This window comes from Massilia solisilvae, assembly GCF_024753215.1.
Lineage (GTDB): Bacteria > Pseudomonadota > Gammaproteobacteria > Burkholderiales > Burkholderiaceae_D > Telluria > Telluria solisilvae.
In genome coordinates this window covers 1,373,325-1,392,092 of sequence record NZ_JANUGV010000001.1, presented here as the reverse complement: position 1 = coordinate 1,392,092, position 18,768 = coordinate 1,373,325, and the positions used below count along the sequence as shown (strand labels likewise).

Annotated in this window: 12 protein-coding genes; 5 read left to right on the top strand and 7 right to left on the bottom strand. The window is 65.8% G+C overall.

Annotation, left to right across the window (positions count from 1 at the left end; translation table 11 throughout):
- The first annotated feature begins 217 nt into the window (after positions 1–217).
- The 4 genes from NX773_RS06300 to NX773_RS06285 all read left to right on the top strand — a co-directional run bounded on the left by NX773_RS06300 (position 218) and on the right by NX773_RS06285 (position 6,899).
- Entirely contained in the window at positions 218–5,122 is a 4,905-nt protein-coding gene (locus NX773_RS06300) for a response regulator (RefSeq protein WP_258855470.1), read from the top strand.
- Positions 5,110–5,961, top strand: a complete 852-nt coding sequence (locus NX773_RS06295; protein WP_258855469.1) for a CheR family methyltransferase — start codon at positions 5,110–5,112, stop codon at positions 5,959–5,961. The genes NX773_RS06300 and NX773_RS06295 overlap by 13 nt, the downstream gene beginning before the upstream one ends.
- A gap of 84 nt (positions 5,962–6,045) precedes the next feature.
- Positions 6,046–6,453 (top strand): hypothetical protein, encoded by a 408-nt coding sequence (locus NX773_RS06290; RefSeq protein ID WP_258855468.1) that lies wholly within the window; start codon positions 6,046–6,048, stop codon positions 6,451–6,453.
- A gap of 77 nt (positions 6,454–6,530) precedes the next feature.
- Positions 6,531–6,899, top strand: a complete 369-nt coding sequence (locus NX773_RS06285) for a hypothetical protein (RefSeq protein ID WP_258855467.1) — start codon at positions 6,531–6,533, stop codon at positions 6,897–6,899.
- A 49-nt stretch (positions 6,900–6,948) separates the two neighbouring features.
- Here NX773_RS06285 and NX773_RS06280 read toward each other — a convergent pair whose 3' ends face one another.
- Complete coding sequence (locus tag NX773_RS06280) at positions 6,949–7,572, bottom strand: glutathione S-transferase family protein (protein ID WP_258855466.1); 624 nt, start codon at positions 7,570–7,572, stop codon at positions 6,949–6,951.
- A gap of 185 nt (positions 7,573–7,757) precedes the next feature.
- Between NX773_RS06280 and NX773_RS06275 the strand changes: the two genes are divergently transcribed.
- On the top strand, positions 7,758–10,421 hold the full coding sequence (locus NX773_RS06275) for a M1 family metallopeptidase (protein WP_258855465.1): 2,664 nt from the start codon (positions 7,758–7,760) through the stop codon (positions 10,419–10,421).
- 29 nt (positions 10,422–10,450) lie between these two features.
- Here NX773_RS06275 and NX773_RS06270 read toward each other — a convergent pair whose 3' ends face one another.
- From NX773_RS06270 to NX773_RS06245, 6 genes are all read right to left on the bottom strand, one after another.
- Positions 10,451–12,058 (bottom strand): L,D-transpeptidase family protein, encoded by a 1,608-nt coding sequence (locus tag NX773_RS06270; RefSeq protein ID WP_258855464.1) that lies wholly within the window; start codon positions 12,056–12,058, stop codon positions 10,451–10,453.
- A gap of 224 nt (positions 12,059–12,282) precedes the next feature.
- The gene (locus NX773_RS06265) at positions 12,283–12,813 is read right to left on the bottom strand and encodes a GNAT family N-acetyltransferase (protein WP_258855463.1); all 531 of its coding nucleotides are present in this window, start codon (positions 12,811–12,813) and stop codon (positions 12,283–12,285) included.
- Positions 12,814–12,938: 125 nt separating this feature from the next.
- A complete protein-coding gene (gene glpD / locus NX773_RS06260) occupies positions 12,939–14,492 on the bottom strand; it encodes a glycerol-3-phosphate dehydrogenase (protein WP_258855462.1) in 1,554 nt (517 codons plus the stop codon).
- Positions 14,477–16,552: an NAD(P)-binding protein gene (locus tag NX773_RS06255; protein WP_258855461.1), complete on the bottom strand. Its 2,076-nt coding sequence runs from the start codon at positions 16,550–16,552 to the stop codon at positions 14,477–14,479. The genes glpD and NX773_RS06255 overlap by 16 nt, the downstream gene beginning before the upstream one ends.
- Before the next feature lie 90 nt (positions 16,553–16,642).
- Positions 16,643–17,692, bottom strand: a complete 1,050-nt coding sequence (locus NX773_RS06250) for an OmpA family protein (protein ID WP_258855460.1) — start codon at positions 17,690–17,692, stop codon at positions 16,643–16,645.
- 4 nt (positions 17,693–17,696) lie between these two features.
- Positions 17,697–18,578, bottom strand: a complete 882-nt coding sequence (locus tag NX773_RS06245) for a hypothetical protein (protein WP_258855459.1) — start codon at positions 18,576–18,578, stop codon at positions 17,697–17,699.
- Between the last annotated feature and the right edge of the window lie 190 nt (positions 18,579–18,768).

Genomic DNA, 18,768 nt, shown 5'->3' with positions numbered 1-18,768 from the left:
GGCAATCGTGCGCCGTCGCCTACCGATTTCAGCTACGCTCGCCCGGATCACAGTTGCTAAATTGCAATTTCGACAACCATTCCGCAACAACTCGTTCCGTTACTTGACTCTGCCGGGCACGAGAGTATCTTGTGACACTCCCGCAGTTAACAGTTTTCATTACCAGGCCCCTCCCCTGCGAGCAACAGCGCCGCCAACACTCCGAGGATAGATATCGATGAACAACATGACCGAAATGGCCGAAGAGCTTGATTTAAGGCTCCTGCTGCAGACGCTGATGGCACTGAAAAAAGGCGATTTCACGGCGCGCATGCCGTCCGACTACACCGGTATGGCCGGCAAGATCGCCGACACGCTGAACGACATCATCGAGACCAAGGAAAAGATCGTCAACTCGGTCAAGGACGTGTCGCGCGTGGTGGGCCGCGAAGGGCGCCTGACCCAGCGCGCCACGGTGCCGGAAGTGACGGGCGGCTGGGCCACCATCATCAGCTCGGTCAACACCCTGATCGACGACCTGGTGCGCCCGACCACCGAGATGGCGCGCGTGATCGGCGCGGTGGCCAAGGGCGACCTGTCGCAGACCATGGCGCTGGAAGTGGACGGCCACCCGCTCAAGGGCCAGTACCTGCGCGCGGCGATGACCGCGAACACCATGGTGGAGCAGCTGGCCTCGTTCTCGTCCGAGGTGACGCGCGTGGCGCGCGAAATCGGCACCGAAGGCAAGCTCGGCGGCCAGGCCCAGGTGAAAGGCGTGGCCGGCACCTGGAAGGACCTGACCGACTCGGTGAACTCGATGGCGGGCAACCTGACCAGCCAGGTGCGTAACATCGCGGAAGTGACCACCGCGGTGGCGAACGGCGACCTGTCCAAGAAGATCACGGTGGACGTGCGCGGCGAGATTCTGCAGCTGAAGGACACCATCAACGTGATGGTGGACCAGCTGCGTTCGTTCGCGTCCGAGGTGACGCGGGTGGCGCGCGAGGTGGGTACCGAGGGCAAGCTGGGCGGCCAGGCCTATGTGCCGGGCGTGTCCGGCACCTGGAAGGACCTGACCGACAACGTGAACTTCATGGCGGCGAACCTGACCGGCCAGGTGCGCAACATCGCGGCGGTGACGACCGCGGTTGCCAACGGCGACCTGTCCAAGAAGATCACCGTGGACGTGAAGGGCGAGATCCTCGAGCTGAAAAACACCATCAACGTGATGGTGGACCAGCTCTCGTCCTTCGCGTCCGAGGTGACCCGCGTGGCGCGCGAGGTGGGTACCGAGGGCAAGCTCGGCGGCCAGGCGCAGGTGAAGGGCGTGGCGGGCACCTGGAAGGACCTGACCGACTCGGTGAACTCGATGGCGGGTAACCTGACCGGCCAGGTGCGAAACATCGCGGACGTGACGACTGCGGTGGCGAACGGCGACCTGTCCAAGAAGATCACGGTGGACGTGAAGGGCGAGATTCTGGAACTGAAGAACACCATCAACGTGATGGTGGACCAGCTGAACTCCTTCGCATCCGAGGTGACCCGCGTGGCGCGCGAGGTAGGTACCGAGGGCAAGCTGGGCGGCCAGGCCAACGTGCCGGGCGTGGCCGGCACCTGGAAGGACCTGACCGACGGCGTGAACTCGATGGCGGGTAACCTCACGGCGCAGGTGCGTAACATCGCGGACGTGACCACCGCGGTGGCCAACGGCGACCTGTCCAAGAAGATCACGGTGGACGTGAAGGGCGAGATTCTCGAACTGAAGAACACGATCAACGTGATGGTGGACCAGCTGTCTTCGTTCGCGTCCGAGGTGACCCGCGTGGCGCGCGAAGTGGGTACGGAAGGTAAGCTCGGCGGCCAGGCGTATGTGCCGGGCGTGGGCGGTACCTGGAAGGACCTGACCGACAACGTGAACTTCATGGCGTCCAACCTCACCGGCCAGGTGCGTAACATCGCAGCGGTGACCACCGCGGTGGCGCGCGGCGACCTGTCCAAGAAGATCACGGTGGACGTGAAGGGCGAGATCCTCGAGCTGAAGGACACCATCAACGTGATGGTGGACCAGCTGTCCTCGTTCGCGTCCGAGGTGACCCGGGTGGCGCGCGAGGTGGGTACGGAAGGTAAGCTCGGCGGCCAGGCAAACGTGTCCGGCGTGGCCGGCACCTGGAAGGACCTGACCGAGAACGTGAACCAGCTGGCGGCAAACCTGACCAACCAGATGCGCGCGATCGGCGAGGTGGCAACCGCGGTGACCCGTGGCGACCTGTCACGCAGCATTCAGGTGGAAGCGCGCGGCGAGGTGTCCTACCTCAAGGACAACATCAACGAGATGATCCGCAACCTGAAGGAAACCACGCAGAAGAACGCGCAGCAGGACTGGCTCAAGACCAACCTGGCGCGCTTCACGCGACTCCTGCAGGGCCAGCGCGACCTGCAGGCCGTGACCAAGCTGATCCTGTCCGAACTGGCCCCGCTGGTCTCGGCGCACCACGGCGTGTTCTACATGATGGACTCGCAGGAGACCGACGCCCGCCTGCGCATGATCGCCAGCTATGGCTACCGTTCCAGCCGCAAGCTGCCCACTTCGTTCCTGCCGGGCGAAGGGCTGGTCGGCCAGTGCGCGCTGGAGAAGACCCGCATCTGGCTCACCGACGTGCCGCGCGATTACATCGTGGTCTCGTCAGGCCTGGGCGCGGCGCCGCCGACCAACATCGTGGTGCTGCCGATCCTGTTCGAACAGCAGGTCAAGGCGGTGATCGAGATCGCCTCGCTCGACCGCTTCACCGACACCCACCTGTCCTTCCTCGACCAGCTGATGGAATCGATCGGCGTGGTGCTCAACACCATTGAGGCGAACAGCCGTACCGAATCGCTGCTGACCCAGTCGCAGTCGCTGGCGCAGGAACTGCAGCAGACCAACCAGGAGCTGGCGGAGAAAGCGCGCCTGCTCTCGGAACAGAACATCGAGGTGGAGCGCAAGAACCGCGAGGTGGAGCAGGCCAAGCTGGCGCTGGAAGAAAAGGCGACCCAGCTGGCGCTGTCGTCCAAGTACAAGTCCGAGTTCCTGGCCAACATGTCGCACGAGCTGCGCACACCATTGAACTCGCTGCTGATCCTGGCACAGCAGCTGTCCGACAACCCCGAGGGCAACCTGTCGCCCAAGCAGGTGGAATTCGCCAAGACCATCCACGGCTCGGGTTCCGACCTGCTCACGCTGATCAACGACATCCTGGACCTGTCGAAGATCGAATCGGGCACCGTCACGCTGGACGTGTCGGAGTACCGCTTCAACAACCTGCGCAACTATGTGGACCGCACCTTCCGCCACATGGCCGAGGCCAAGCATCTCGGCTTTACCGTGGACCTGGGCGAGAACCTGCCGACCGCGCTGATGACCGACACCACGCGCTTGCAGCAGGTGCTCAAGAACCTGCTGTCGAACGCGTTCAAGTTCACCAGCCACGGCCACGTCGCGCTGACGATTTCCATGGTCGATACCGGCTGGAGCCCGGACCACCCCAACCTGCCCCTGGCCGACGCGGTGGTGGCGTTCTCGGTGCGCGACACCGGCGTGGGCATCCCGTCCGACAAGCTGCAGCTGATCTTCGAGGCGTTCCAGCAGGCCGACGGCTCCACCGCCCGCAAGTACGGCGGCACCGGCCTGGGCCTGTCGATCTCGCGCGAACTGGCGCGCCTGTTGGGCGGCGAGATCCGTGTGGAGTCGATGGTCAACGTCGGCTCGACCTTCACGCTGTACCTGCCGTACAACCGCGCCGGCTTCGTCAACTACGAGCTGGCGCGCCAGCCGCAGCCGGCCCGCCTGGCCCCGCCGCAGCAGGTCCCGGGCCCGGCCCAGGTGGTGGAGCCGGCCGAGATCACCGAAGTGGTCACGGTCGAAACTCCGGCCGGCACCGCCGCGCTGGTCGAATACGCCTCCATGCTCGACGACCGCGGCCTGATCGCCCCGGGCGACCCCTCGGTGCTGATCGTGGAGGACGACGAGCGCTTTGCCAAGGTGGTGCTGGAGTTCGCGCGCGAAAAGAACTTCAAGGGCATCGTCACCCACCGCGGCGATTCGGCGCTGTCGCTGGCGCGCGACTACCTGCCGTCCGCGATCCTGCTCGACCTTGACCTGCCCGACATCGACGGCTTCACCGTACTCGATCGCTTGAAGCGCGACCCGAACACGCGCCACATCCCGGTGCACGTGATGTCTTCACACCGCGAGCGCGAGCGCGCGCTGCGCCAGGGCGCGATCTCGTACATCAACAAGCCGGTTGGCCGCGAGCAGCTGCAGGAAGAATTCACCCGCATCCAGAAGTTCCTGATGGGGGGCAAGCGCAGCCTGCTGGTGGTCGAGGACGACAAGGCCCAGCGCGACGCGATCGTGCAGCTGATCGGCGCCGCCGACCTGAAGCTGGTGACCGCCGAGAACGGCGCCAATGCGCTCGCGGCGCTGGAAAACGGCCGCTTCGACTGCATGGTGCTCGATTTGACCCTGCCCGACATCTCGGGCTTCGACCTGCTCGACCAGATCGGCCAGAATCCGCGGCTGCGCGACCTGCCGATCGTGATCTACACGGCGCAGGAACTGTCGCGCAAGGAAGTCACCAAACTCAAGCGCTACGCCAAGACCATCGTCATCAAGGACGCACGTTCGCCCGAGCGGCTGCTGGACGAGACCGCGCTGTTCCTGCACCGCTCGCACGCCAGCCTGCCCGAGACGCAGCGCCGCATGCTGGAGGAGATCCACGCCGCCGACGGCGGCCTGGCCGGGCGCAAGGTGCTGATCGTGGACGACGACCTGCGCAACATCTTCGCGCTGTCCTCGCTGCTGGAGCGCCAGCAGATGCAGGTGCTGTTCGCCGAAAACGGCCGCGACGGCATCGAAGTGCTGGAGAAGGACCCGAGCATCGAGATCGTCCTGATGGACATCATGATGCCGGAGATGGACGGCTACGACACGATGCGCGCGATCCGCCGCATCCCCAAGTTCAAGTCGCTGCCGATCATCACCCTGACCGCCAAGGCGATGAAGGGTGACCGCGACAAGTGCATCGCCGCCGGCGCTTCGGACTACATCACCAAGCCGGTGGATGTGGCCCAGCTGTTGTCGCTGATGCGGGTGTGGCTGCATTGACGGCCTGGGCTTCCTTCGCGGCCGGGGTCGCGACCGAAGACCTGGAGATCGAGCTGCTGCTCGAGGCGCTGTTCCAGCGTTACGGCGTCGATTTCCGGGGCTATGCGCGCCCCGCGCTGCGGCGCAAGCTGGGGGAGCTGATGCGCGCGCTGCAGGTCGGCACGCTGTCGGCGCTGCAGGAACGCGTACTGCACCAGGGCGGCGCCGCGGCCCAGGTCATGCGCGCGCTATCGGTCGAGCCGTCCGCGCCGTTCGCCGAACCGCGGCACGCCCGCCAGCTGCGCGAGGTCCTGGTGCCGGCGCTGCGCAGCTCGGCCTTGCCGCGCGTGTGGCTGGCCGAATGTGCAGGCGTGGGCGAAGCGTGGTCACTCGCGATTCTGCTGGCCGAGGCGAACCTGGCCGCGCGTACCGAAGTGTACGCCACGGTATCGAACGAGGAGATGCTGGCCGAGGCGCGCGACGCCACGCTGCCGGCCGCCGAGCTGGCGCGCTACCAGCAGGATTACGAAAGCAGCGGCGGCGGTGGCAAGCTCGCCGAGTACTTCGACGTGTCCGACGATCGCGCGAGCCTGCTGCCGGAACTGAAAAGCCACATCACCTGGGCGCAATACAGCCTGGTGACGGACGCATCGTTCAACGAATTCCAGGCAATCGTCTGCTGCCGCGCCCTGCCCGACTTCGGGCCGGTGCTGCGCCAGCGTGTGCTGCGCCTGTTCCACGAGAGCCTGGCGCCGTTCGGCGTGCTCGGCATCGACAAGCCGCTCACCGCGTCCGATGCGCTGTGCGACCGCTACCTGCAGCTCGCGCCCGGCCAGCCGTGGTACAAGCGGGTTGGGTAGGTCCCTCCCGGGTTAACCGATCTCAACGTTACGCCTGATTATTTCCGCTATCGTCCTTTCGTTGCCAAACGAAAGGACGTTCGCATGGCCAAAGACGATGATCGGGTCATTCTCGCTTGTGAAGCGGAATGGGATAGCTGGAAAAGCGACTGTAGTGGGTTCGTGAAGGCCGTCGCAGCGCGGCTTGGCGTTCGTGTCTTTGGCAATGCGAACCAGCTCGTCGATTTTCTCGGCAATTCCCCAGATTGGCGCGACCTTGGACATGACCATAACAAAGCACGAGTTCAAGCAACGCTCGGAGATTTTGACATCGCGGGATTGAAGGATAGTCCGCACGGTCATGTAGCGATCATCGTCGGGCTGCCCTCCGCCGGCTTCCCCGTCGGCTATTGGGGCCGGTTCGGATCTTTCGGCAAAAAGAAGGCCCCAATCAGCCTGAGCTGGAGGCGCCCGGCGCTTGCGCAAGTCAGCTATTTTGCAGGCTCGCTATGAAAAGAACATCGCTTGTTGCGTCCATCTTCTGCGTCATATGGACTTGTTTGTCTGCGCCGGCGCACGCGCAGTGCTCATTGAAAATGCTGGCCCCACAAGAGGACAAGGTCTCCATCGGCTTGCGCACAATCAGCCTCGGTGAGCCCGACGATCCGCAGCAGCCAACAGCCTGGCAGGGGCCATTGCGAGTCGGCCGCTGCAGTTTCGACATCGGGATCATCGAACTGCCAATTGCCCTGACGTCCAAAGGCCAACTGTTCGTGGCCACCTATTCGGGCAGCGTCAGGAACATCGCTCTATTCGATCTGGACGCCTGCAAAGTCCGGTGGGAAGGCCAGGCGTTCGCTGGTGCGCTGCAATTGACCTCGGACGAGCTGAAGATGGGTGATGAGGTGCTCAAGCTTGACGGCGAATGTGTGCCGATCACAAAACCGCACGCCCACTGATGAACCGCCGATCCGCTGCGCGGAAGCGACGGCTCATGCGTGAGGTTGCTCAGGGCTTGCCGATCGTCGGACGTGCCGCGATGCGGTCGCGCCATGCCTGCAGGTGTTCCATGCCCAGCTCGCCGGCATTGAACTTCATCATTCCACGCGCGAATTCATAGCCGCAGAACGCGGTGATGTCAGCGATCGTGTAGCGGTCCCCCGCGATGTACTGCTGCTTTGCCAGCACCCCATCCAGGCGGCGCGCCGCGGCCAGGAATTTCTCGCCCTGCGACTTGCCGAAGTCCTCGAACTGCGGCTGCTCCAGCGGCGCCAGCGCCGGATGCGAGTGGCGCAGGCAGTTGGCGATCAGCTGGAAAAAATAGAGCTCCGTCTGGCGGTCCACCATCTCGATGAAGGCGCGCTCCTCGAAGCCTTCGCCCATCAGGTTCGGCTGCGGATACAACCCTTCCAGGTAGGTGCAGATCGCGCGCGTTTCCGACAGCATGCGCCCGTCGTCCAGCTCCAGCACCGGCACACGCCCCAGTGGATTCTTGGCCAGGAATTCAGGGCTGCGCAGCTCGCCGTTGAACAGGTCAACCTGCACCAGTTCGAGATTGGGCACCGCCTTCTCGGCCGCAAAGATCACGGCACGGCGCGGATTGGGCGCGTACTTGCTGACGTATAGCTTCATGAAGTCTCCTTTCAGGTGGTTGGTGCTTCATCGCGTGCATCACGGAAGAGCTAAATCATAGACGTAATTACGGTCGCGTGCTCGCCAACTTGTTTCGTTGACATGCCCGCCGATTTCGCTTTAGATTGCGCGAGGCGCCTGCTGGCACCGCGCCTATTCAACGTACATATTCGTAAAGGTAGCCCATGCATCGCAAGCTCATCCCGGCAGCCGTCGCCGCCGCCTTTGCCGTCCTGTCCGTGCACCCTGCAATCGCCGCGCCGGCGCCTGCCGCAGCCATGCAGCAGCCGACCACCCAGCTCCCGCGCGGCGTGGCGCCAACCCACTACGACGTGTCGATCACGCCCGATGCCAAGGCCGGCACCTTTGCCGGGCACGTGGTCGTGGACCTCACCGTGCAGGCGCCCACCGCCACGATCACCCTCAATGCGCTGGACGTGAAATTCAGCGCCGCGACACTGACCCCGGCCGCCGGCGGCACGGCGCAAAGCGCGCAGGTCGTGGTGGACGCGAATGCGCAGACGGCCACCTTCACTTTTGCGCAGCCGATCGCAAAAGGCGCCTACAAGCTCGCACTCGACTACACCGGCACCATCGGCACCCAGGCCGTTGGCCTGTTCTCGCTCGACTACGACAGCCCGCAAGGCAAGCAGCGTGCGCTCTACACCCAGTTCGAAAACTCGGACGCGCGCCGCATGATCCCGTCGTGGGACGAGCCGGCCTACAAAGCCACGTTCGCGCTGTCCGCCGTGGTCCCGACCGGCCAAATGGCCGTCAGCAACATGCCGATCACGAAGGAGGAAGACCTTGGCGGCGGCAAGACGCGCGTCACGTTCGCGGCCACGCCGAAGATGTCCACCTACCTGCTGTTCTTTGGCCTTGGCGACTTCGAACGCGCGCGCATGACGGTGGACGGCGTGGAGCTCGGCGTGGTCACGCGCAAGGGCGGCGCCGCGCAGGCGCAGTTTGCGCTGGACTCGTCCAAGGTCGTCCTGCGCGAGTACAACGACTACTTCGGCGTGCGCTATCCGCTGCCCAAGCTGGACAACGTGGCCGGCCCGGGCCGCAGCCAGTTCTTCGGCGCGATGGAAAACTGGGGCGCGATCTTCACCTTCGAATATGCGATGCTGGTGGATCCGTCGTTCTCCACCCAGGCCGACCGCCAGGAGGTGTTCGCCACCGCCGCGCACGAAATGGCGCACCAGTGGTTCGGCGACCTGGTGACGATGTCGTGGTGGGACGACCTGTGGCTCAACGAGGGCTTCGCATCATGGATGGAGGGCCGCACCACCGCGCGCCTGCACCCTGAATGGAACACCGCGCTGGAAGCGGTCAACAGCCGCGACGGCGCCATGTACCGCGACGCGCTCGCCACCACCCACCCGATCGTGCAGCACATCCAGACCGTGGAACAGGCCAGCCAGGCGTTCGACGCGATCACCTACCAGAAGGGCGAAGCGGTGATCCGCATGCTCGAGGGCTATGTGGGCGAGAACGCGTGGCGCAGCGGCGTGCGCGCGTACATGAAGGCGCACGCCTACGGCAATACCGTGTCCGACGACCTGTGGAGGAGCGTGGAAAAGGCCGCGCGCAAACCGATCACCGCAATCGCGCACGACTTTACGCTGCAGCCCGGCGTGCCGTTGATTCGCGTTGAGGACGTCAGCTGCAAGAACGGCGCCACCGTCGTCAAGCTGGCGCAGGGCGAATACTCGCGTGACCAGCCTGACAAGAAGCCGCTGTCGTGGCGCGTGCCGGTCATCGCGCAAACGCTCGGTTCGGGCAAGCAGGGGCGCGCGATCGTTACCGGCGGCAAGGGTGCGATCACCCTGCCCGGCTGCGGCGGCGCGGTGGTCGTCAACGCCGGCCAGAGCGGCTACTACCGCACGCTGTACGCGCCCAAGCAGTTCGCAGAGCTCGCGTCCGGATTCGACAAGCTGGCGCCGGTCGACCAGATCGGCATGCTCGTCGACAGCTGGGCGCTCGGCCTGGCCGGAATGCAGAACGCCGCGTCCTTTCTGGACCTCGCCGCGGCCACGCCGCTCTCGGCCGACCCGCAGGTATGGCGCCGCATCGCCCGCGTGTTCAGCAATATTCACGGCCTGTACAACGGCGATCCGGCACGGCAGAAGCGTTTTGACAACTATGCGATCGCGCGCCTGGCGCCCGTGATGGCGCAGGTGGGGTGGATCACGCGCCCGGGCGAGGCCACCCCAATCGCCAACCTGCGCGAAAGCCTCATCACCACGCTCGGCGAACTGGGCGACCCGACCGTGGTCGGTGAGGCCCGCCGTCGCTACGCCGCCAGCGGCAGCGACCCCGAGGCCGTGCCGGGTCCGCTGCGCAAAGTGATTTTGGCCGTCGTCGCGCAGCACGCGGACGCGCCAACCTGGGACAAGCTGCACGCCGCCGCCGTGGCCGAAAAGACGCCGCTGATCAAGGACCGCCTGTACGAGATGCTGGCCGCCGCCGAGGACAAGGCGCTGGCCCAACGCGCGCTCGACCTGGCGCTGACCGACGAGCCGGGTGCGACCAACAGTGCGGGCATGCTGGCGCGGGTGGCAGAGAACCATCCGGACATGGCCTACGACTTCGCGATCAAGCACATCGAACAGGTCAACGCGCGGGTGGACGCCACGTCGCGCAGCCGCTACTTCCCGCGCCTGGCGTATGGCTCCTACGATCCGGCGATGATCGCCAAGTTGAACGAGTACGCGGGCGCCAACCTGGCCCCCACCTCGCGCGGCGACGTGGCGACGGCAATTGCCGCCATCCGCGACCGGATCAAGGTGAGGAGCGAGCGGCTGCCGCAGATCGACGCCTGGCTGGCCAGCCACAGCGCGGACTAGAACTGCCGCCCCTGCCGCGAATCAAGGCTCTACAGTCGGGGCCCGGAAATAATTGGCAAGCCTCCGGACCTGGCCGTCAGCTGCTCCTCGAGCTTCGCGTCGCGGCCGTAGATATCGGCCGCAAAGCGCGGACGGCCTTTGCTGTCGACGGTGGCGGTGGCATAGAAAAGCACAACGGGAACTGGGCGGGCCAGATCGACGTGCCGGGTCGGTCCCGGCTGCAGCGCGCCCCGGATGGTGTCAGCGTTCCACTGGCCCTGCTGGCCAAGTACGTACTGGGCCAATGCGGCCGGATTCTCGACCCGGATGCAGCCGTGCGACAGGTCGCGCCGGCTACGCTTGAACAGTTCGCGGGCTGGGGTCGAGTGCAGGTAAATATCCATCGGGTTGGGCATTGCGAACTTGATCGCACCCAGCGAGTTTTTGGGGCCCGGGCGCTGGCGCAAGCGGGCCCGGCCTGCCTTCAGGTCAGCCGTGCTCGCGCCTGGCGGTACCGTCTCCATCTCGTTCTGCCTGAGGTAAGCATGATTGCGCTCGAGCTTGGGCAGGATGTCCTTTTCAAGAATGCTGCTCGGGACGTTCCAGTACGGATTGAACTCGAGGTAGCGCATCTGGCCAATGAACAGCGGGGTTTCGGACTTGATCGAGCCAACCACCACGCGCATCTCGAGCGGCCCCTCGGCGCTGCCGTCGTGTAGCGCCAACAGCCGGTAAGCCGGCAGGTCAACCACGATCAGGGGGCCCGGACCGAAATCGGGCAGCCAGCGCAGGCGCTCGAGCGTCAGTTCGAGCTGGCGCGCGCGCTGCGCCGGCGGCACATTGAGCGCGTCGATGGTGGCGCGGCCCAGCACACCGTCATCAACCAGTCCGTGACGGGCCTGGAAGCGTTGGACGCCCTCCTTCATCCGAACCCCGTAGATGCCAGCGCGTGGCGGCGGCGCTTCCGCGGGCAGGTCTCCCAGCAGCACCAGGCGCTCGAACAACGCCTTGGCGGCGGGGTAGCTGCCACCGGGCGCGACTTTGGCACGCGGCTTCGGTAGCGGCGGATACGGCTGCCTGGACAGCTCGCGGTACGATGCCAGCGCCGACTTGACCCGCTGGTACTGCCACGATTGCGGCTCGGCCGCCTGCACCGCGGCCCGCAGCTTGCCGGCGGCGAGCCCTACACGCAGGCGCTCGACCGGATCGTACTGCTTCAGACGCGCATCAGGCAGACGGGTGTGGTACTCGGAGCGGACTCGCCCAACGCGCAGGTCAGCCAGGTAGTGCAGCATCGCGGCGGTGAGCGCGACGTCGAAATCGGCAGCGCCGGCTTGGCCGGAGCGCAGTTGCCGCTGCAGCGACTCGGTGCCGTAGTCGAGCGGATCCAGGCCCTGCAGCGTGGCTTGGCGTAGTACCCACAATGCAGCCGAAGCAGTCGACGCATCCCAGGCGGGCGCATACTTGCGCGGGGCGTAGAAGCGATCGAGCCAGGTGCGATCGTCGTACGGAGCCAGAAGCGTCGTGTGCGACCGTGACGCCTGGACGGCCAGGGTTTGAATGGCGGCGGGGACCGGCTGCGCAAGGATGGGACAAGGAACAAGTGCCGCAGCTGCAAAGAGTGCAAGCGCGGCGCCGACTTTCTGGCTGAGCTTCATTGATACTTTCGAACTTCGGCAACCGTACGTGGCCGACCCGCATCATACCTTTCTGGGCTTCCCGTTGTCGGGGTGGTGCCGCTCTATGATGCCAGACGAAGTAGAAAACCAAGCTTTCTACAGCCGGCGGCTACACTGCTCATCGCGATCCGCTAATTTGATTTGGCCTTTGCCAACATGCTCCAGCACGTACGACAACGAGCTTCCCGTACAGTCCTGTCGGCCTAAACAGCTGAGCATCCCCGCTCACGCGTATAAATGCCGACCACTTTGCCGTAAATCTCGGTTTCCGCTTCATAAGTCATGCCAAGACGCTTGGCAACGCGCAGCGATGATTCGTTGGCTGAAGCGATGACAGCCCGAACTTTTGGTTCGCGTCGGATCTCGAGCGCATGGTTCAAGGCTGCCGCCGCCGCTTCGTTTGCGAATCCCTGGCCCCAAAAGGCACGATAGGTATTCCAACCAAGCTCCATCACCGTGGATTCCTCGCGAAAGAACGCGCCAACATTCCCGACGAGTTGACCAGTCTCCCTTTCCTCGACGGCCCACCATCCGGCGCCATGTATCAGCCACAGTCCCGCTTGTGAGCAGAAGATTCGCCATGCAGCGTGGCGGTCAGCCGGGACCAGGTGGGCCGCGCTTACAGGGTCGGCCAAATGCGCTGCGAATGCGTCAAAGTCCTCCCGTCGATATTCGCGAAGCATGAGTCGTTCCGTGTGAAGGTATGGAACAGAAGTGATGAACTCGCTATTCATGAGCTAGCTTCCATGTACTGGTGCCAGATAAGCCGTCCATTGTCGTGGCCGATAGCGAACGGTCGGAATGGCCGAGTGTACGCTTCTGTTGCTTCCAGGGCAACTTGACGGTCTTGTCAGGCGCGCTAAGGCGCGTCCGCGCCCTCGCCAGCCTGCGCCCGGTGGCGCGCGTCCAGCCATGCGTCCAGCTGGCGTGCCGCGCCCGGCGGCAGGTGCAGGCCCAGCTTGGAGCGCCGCCACAGGATGTCCTCGGCGCTCGCGGCCCACTCGTGCCGGCACAGGTACTCGGCCTCGGCCGCGTAGAGCCCCGGCGCGATCTCCTCGCCCAGCTCGGCCACCGACTTGCGCCCGGCAAGCAACACCTCGATCAGCGTGCCGTAAGCGCGGGCGTAGCGTGACAGCAGCGCGGGCGGCAGCCACGGATAGCGCGCCTGCTGGCGCTTGACCCACAGGTCGAATTCGAGCACCGCGCGGCTGGCCGGCTGCGCTCCCATCAGGTCTCCACCCGGCAGGCAGGCCTGCGCCGTCCACGCCGCCGCGCGCCGCCCGAGCGCCGGTGCGATCCAGTCCACCGCCTGCTCCGCCAGCTTGCGGCTGGTGGTGAGCTTGCCGCCCAGGACCGACAGCAGCGGCGCGCCGTGCGTGTCGTGTTCCAACCGGTAGTCGCGCGTGGCCGCCGCCGCGCTCGACGCCGCATCCTCGACCAGCGCGCGCACGCCCGAATAGCTCCACACCACGTCGCCCGGGCCGATCTGGCGCACGAAATAGCGGTTGGCCAGCTGGCACAGGTAGTTCGTCTCGTCGGCGCTGATCGCGACCTTGTCCAGGTCGCCGCGGTAGTCCACGTCGGTGGTGCCGATGAGCGTGAACGCGCCCTCGTAGGGAATCGCGAACACGATGCGGCCGTCCGGGTGCTGGAAGATGTAGGCATACGGGTGCTCGAACAGGCGCGGCACGACGATGTGGCTGCCCTTGATGAGCCGCAGCGCGCCGCCCTGCGCGCCGGCTGCGCCGTGCAGGAAGCGCGCTGCCCACGGCCCGGCCGCATTGACCAGGCAGCGCGCGTTCACGCGGGTCTGGCCCAGCGCGTGCCTGAGCGTGGCCGACCAGTGGCCGGGGTGGCGCTCCACCGCGCTGCACAGCGTGTGCGTGAGAATGGTGGCGCCGCGCTCGCTGGCGTCGAGCGCATTGAGCACCACCAGCCGCGCGTCGTCCACCCAGCCGTCCGAATACACGAAGCCGCGCGCGAACCGGCGCTTGAGCGGCTTGCCGGCCGCATGTCCGATCAGGTCCACGCTTTCCGAGCCAGGCAGGAATTCGCGCGGCGCCAGACGGTCGTACAACATCAGTCCGGCGCGGATCATCCACGCCGGCCGCTGGCCGCTATCGTGCGGCATCACGAAACGCAGCGGCCGCATGATGTGCGGAGCGCTCTTGAGCAGCACCTCGCGCTCGGCCAGCGCCTTGCGCACCAGGCCAAATGCGTAGTGTTCCAGGTAGCGCAGCCCGCCGTGTATCAGTTTGCTGGACGCGGACGAGGTGTGCTGCCCGAGGTCGTCCTTTTCGCACAACACCACGCGCAGGCCGCGCCCGGCAGCGTCGCGCGCGATCGCCGCGCCGTTGATGCCGCCTCCTACCACCAGCATGTCGCATTCGATGCGATTCAGGTTGTCGCCCATGTACCGCCTCCTTCGGGGAAATCGCTCTCGGCCTCGATCACCGCCGGAAAGCCGGACAATGCGCGCGAGGCCTGCATCCCGCCCATCACCGCCGCCTCCACGCAGCCCGAGTCGAGCCCGGTGCGCAACCAGTCTCCGGCCAGGTACAGGTTGGTCAAGCCCGAGCCGCCTGCCACCGGCCGGTAGCCGCTGCTGCCCGCCACCGACAGCACATAGCGCTCGGACGGATCGACGTTGGCGCGCCAGAACTGGCGGTCAAAGCGCGCCTGGCCCTGCGCCTGCAGCGGGTCGTGCAGCCACTGCCACTGAAAACCGGCGGGCCACAGCCCCTGGATGCGCCCGGCCAGCAGTGCGATCGCGTTTTGCCGGGCCTGTTCGTTGCTGCGCGCCGGGTAGTCGCTGTCGGACTGGTGCGGCAGCTCGCCTGCCGGGAACACGCCGCAGAAGTAGGATACGCTCGCAGGCGCGGCGCCGCCCGGCCAGTCCTCGCGCGCGAGCACCTGGTCCATCGGCGCCCAGGTGTCGTAGGGCTGGCTGAAGCCGGTCAGCACCGGCTGCTGGCCGTTGGGCTGTGTGGTCCAGCCAAGGTCCGCAAGGCTGCGGTCGAGCCATACCTGGCAGGCCTGGGTGGCGATGGTGCGCAAGCGGTTGGCGGCGGCGCGCAGCGCCGGGCTCTTGGCCAGCAGGCGCGGCGCGACCAGCGGCAGCGAGCCGACCGGGATGCCGCACACCACATGGTCGAAGTCGCGCCCGCGCCGCAGCACGCGTTGCAGCAAGGGCCCGCCATACGCCTGGCGGTAGATGCGCGGCCAGTCGCTGAAATACGATTCGAGGTCCACGCCGTATTCCTGCATCAGCGCGGCCTGGCCCGCGTCGAGCTGGCCCCACAGCGGCGCATCCGGCCAGCACGGCAGCCCTTTCACATCCACCAGCGGATCGTAGCGGCCGGCGCGCAGCTTGGCCTGCTCGGTCAGGACGATCTCGCCCACCCCGTCGTCGTCGGGCACCAGTTCCTCGACCCGGTGGAAGAACGCGAACCGTACGCCGCGCCGCGCCAGCACTTCATACAGGGGAGCGAACACGGCGTCGCCCATGCCGGCGGTCATCCGGTACATCACGCTGCCGCGGTAGGCGAAGGCCATGCGCAGCATCCAGCGCAGCGCGGTACCGGCTTCCAGGTTGGGACGCGCCGGGTCGCCGTCCTCGTACGCGAACAGCAGTTCGTAAAGCGCGCGGATCGGCGTGGAATCGACGCACAGGCGTGCGTCGCCGCCATGCCGCGTGAGCCAGGCGCGCAGGTCCTCGTCGTTGATGGCGTTGAAGCCGCGCACGAACACGCCGTCGGCCAGCATCCCCTTGAGCACGGTCGCGCCGATATTGAGCGCAACCAGCAGCCGCTGCACTTGGCCGCCGTCGATCGACAGGACGTGCAAACCATCGATATGGCCGCGCACGCGCTCCAGCGCCCGGCCCAGCGCGGCGCGGTCATGGGTGGTGTGGTCACGCGGGTGGCGCGGCATGCCGTGCGCGAGCGACAGCAGGGTGTCGAACGCGGCGTCTTCCACCCCGCCCGGCGCCAGCGTGCGCAAGCTGTCGTGCCAGTGGCGCAGCGCGCGGATTGCTTCCAGCGCCAGCGCCCACGGCGTGACCGGATCGCTGCCCGTGCCCGGCTCGCCAGGGCGGCGCGGCAGCACCAGGTTCCAGAACTGCCAGCCGGCCCCGGCCTGCTCCGCCAGCGCAATATAGTCCTGCGGGTGGAAGGCTTCGGCCCAGCTGGCCAGCGGCGCGTCGGCAGGCCGCGCCAGCTCGGCATAGGCCGCGCGCATCAGCGCAAACGCGTTGGCGTAGTGGCCGAACCAGATGTGCAGGCCATGTTCCTCGATGCGCTGCGCCAGATCGGGATTGCGCCCGCTCGCGCCCTTGCCGCCCAGGCGCCAGCCCTGCTGGTAGATCGTGATGTCGTAGCGCTCACGCCATCCCGCTTGCCCGCTCAGGTAAAACGCCGCCGCCAGTGCGCCCGCGCCCCCACCGAGGATCGCGATCTTCTGGACCTGTGCCATCTTGCCCTCCCCACGAAGGATTGCATTCAGGCCAGTGTATTGTTGTCGATCTAGCGCTGTGTTTGCCTAAATCAATATCGCTGTCGATGACTATTCCGCCGTGCGCTCGACGGGCGGTGCGATGTAGATGGCCGCCTTGCGCGCCAGGCTCATGCTCGATGGCAGGGTCCCGAGGACACCGTCGCCATGCGCCTGGATGCGCGCGCCACGCCACGCCGGATGGCGGGACAAGCAAGCGGCCGCCCGCTGCGCGCGCCGTTCGCTCAGGCGCTTGTTGTCAGCGGCCGTACCGCGGGCGTCGGCCGAGCCGATGACCGTCACCTCGGATCCCGCCGGCAACTGGGACGTCACCATGCGTGCCAGGCCGTCGCAGTCCTGGTCACTGATCTTCGCGCTTGCGGTGGCAAATGCCACCTCCGCGACCAGCCGCTTGCCAGGCGCCCGCGGTTTGCCGGCCCCTCCCAGGAACTCGTTCAGCGCCACGCGCATCTCCAGCAACTGGTCGGTGATCCGCATATTGGATTGCGCGATCCGCTCATCCACCGCGTCCCTCAGCTCGGCGGACAACTGCGCCACCTCGGTATTGACGATCTGCTTCACCTCAGACTCGCTGAGCCCCTGGCCCGCGCCGCCGCCGGCGGGGCAGCCGCCGGTTGCCTCGCATATCTTGTCGATCGTCTTGTTGAGCGGTGGCGGCGCCACCGCCGGACTGGCGCCCTGCCCAGCCAGGGCCGCCGAGGTCTGCGCCCTGGCCCCCGGCAGCTTTACCTGGGCGAGCAACAGATCCAGCACCGAGGCCCGCTCGTTGAGGTAGGCCAGGTATCGCGGGTAGCTCCATGACGGATCGCCGCCCCAGAAGTTCGTGCACGCCGTGTAGGTTTCGCGGATCGTCTCCCTGGTGAAATCGTCGAATTTCACCGGCTTGATCGCCTCCCCGAGCCTCAACTGGAAATAGTTCCCGGGCAGCGGCACCGACAGCATGGCCGAGCACGTTTCGTTGAGGGACTGCCTGAGGCCCGAGCAAAAATTCTCCACGACCGGCCGCGGGTCGTGGTCGCCAATGCATGCCTTGTGCTGCTGCCACCCCGAATAGACGGCAATGGCCAGCGGGATGGCGACGGCGAGACTGGTGGCGGCCATCGCGCTACGAGCCGGCCGCCGGAGCGGCCTGCGCGCCCGCGGTCGCCGGCGGCGCCGAAATTGCCGTGCCTGCGCTCACCGGCTGGCTGCTCGCTGGTGCTTTTGTCTCGCCAGCGGGGCTGGTGGCTTGCTCCGCGAGCCGGACCTTGTTCGTCGCCACGTTAAAGATCGACGTGACAGTTGCCTGGAGAATTTCTTGCTCCGTAGCGTGGCCCAAGGCATACGCGGCGAGATTGGATCGAATCACTTGCAGCGCCGGACGCACCTCGTTGGAAAATTCGCCCGGGCCCAGATCGGCGCTCAGTGCGCTTTTCGCCAGGTTTGTTCCCTTGACGACGGCGCCATCGGGAAGCGCGATTTCCGAGTGAAATTCGGTAATGTTCAGGAAGTTATCAGCCGGGATCGCAGCAAAGTAGAGATAGTCGGGCATCAATGGCCCTTTCGTCTTGTCCTTGCCGTCCAGCCGCGCCAGATACTCGCTTCGCAACTTGCGGATGGTCTCGAGCCTGGCGGCGTGGTCGCCCGGAATCTGGTTCGGTACCGCGGCAAACGCGTCCGCAATGATCTCGTCCCATTGCGACACCTTGTTGAAATCCATCGACGGGGCCAGGCGCTGGATCATGCACGCGTCCTGATGCCACAGAGCGGCGAACAGCGCGTAGTCCGACTTGGTGTTGTTGCCCAGCTTCGCCGAGATCTCGTTCAGGCTTTTGCCGTTGATCACCGGGACCGCTTTCAGGGTCAGCTGTGCGCCGCCCAGGTTCACGTAATTACACTGCTCTCTTGCGCTGTCGAGCCGAGCCCGCTCTTCCTTGGTCGGGATCGAATGGCAACCAAACAGGAACGCTCCGAGAATGAGAGGGAAAACAAGACGCCAGCAGCACATGATTCCTCCGATGAGAAGACCAACAGTGACCCGAGCAGAAAGTTGCCAAAAGACTATAGAAACACGGTCCGGCTGGCAACAAGTGTTTCCGCGACAAAGGCCGATGTTGTTTTTTTATCACGCCAGCAACGACCACCGCCCCACCCCATGGCGACGGGTGTGGCGTGTAAAATCTTGTGATGACGAAGAC

Bases quoted from the DNA above. Each gene is read 5' to 3' on its own strand.
- NX773_RS06300 (WP_258855470.1), top strand. From the start codon at position 218: ATGAACAACATGACCGAAATGGCCGAAGAGCTTGATTTAAGGCTCCTG.
- NX773_RS06290 (WP_258855468.1), top strand. From the start codon at position 6,046: ATGGCCAAAGACGATGATCGGGTCATTCTCGCTTGTGAAGCGGAATGG.
- NX773_RS06280 (WP_258855466.1), bottom strand. From the start codon at position 7,572: ATGAAGCTATACGTCAGCAAGTACGCGCCCAATCCGCGCCGTGCCGTG.
- NX773_RS06275 (WP_258855465.1), top strand. From the start codon at position 7,758: ATGCATCGCAAGCTCATCCCGGCAGCCGTCGCCGCCGCCTTTGCCGTC.
- NX773_RS06270 (WP_258855464.1), bottom strand. From the start codon at position 12,058: ATGAAGCTCAGCCAGAAAGTCGGCGCCGCGCTTGCACTCTTTGCAGCT.
- NX773_RS06265 (WP_258855463.1), bottom strand. From the start codon at position 12,813: ATGAATAGCGAGTTCATCACTTCTGTTCCATACCTTCACACGGAACGA.
- glpD (WP_258855462.1), bottom strand. From the start codon at position 14,492: ATGGGCGACAACCTGAATCGCATCGAATGCGACATGCTGGTGGTAGGA.
- NX773_RS06255 (WP_258855461.1), bottom strand. From the start codon at position 16,552: ATGGCACAGGTCCAGAAGATCGCGATCCTCGGTGGGGGCGCGGGCGCA.
- NX773_RS06250 (WP_258855460.1), bottom strand. From the start codon at position 17,692: ATGGCCGCCACCAGTCTCGCCGTCGCCATCCCGCTGGCCATTGCCGTC.
- NX773_RS06245 (WP_258855459.1), bottom strand. From the start codon at position 18,578: ATGTGCTGCTGGCGTCTTGTTTTCCCTCTCATTCTCGGAGCGTTCCTG.